We start from the raw sequence: 236 nt of genomic DNA on the forward strand, positions 1-236 counted from the left end.
TGCTTTGGTCGTACCTGCACCAATACTATCGACATAGTCTTTATTCGCAGCATCTTTGCCATTCGTTGGACCACCAACATTGGTAATTGTTGTGCCACCTGCATTGATACCACCTTGGCTAATGCTTGGTGTTCCTGTTTGTGGAGCACCTGTAGTGTCGGTGAAGCGAATACCATTGGCATCGTAAATGGCTGTATTTGTGCCATCAGTCACCTTCGTGCCGACCGCTGTAACGT

Annotated in this window: 1 protein-coding gene; it reads right to left on the reverse strand. The window is 47.9% G+C overall.

Annotated elements, in window-relative coordinates:
- On the reverse strand, positions 1-236 hold a 236-nt coding region (locus FW754_RS16440; RefSeq protein WP_446325268.1), incomplete at both ends, for a hypothetical protein.

Source organism: Acinetobacter sp. 1207_04, assembly GCF_052850415.1.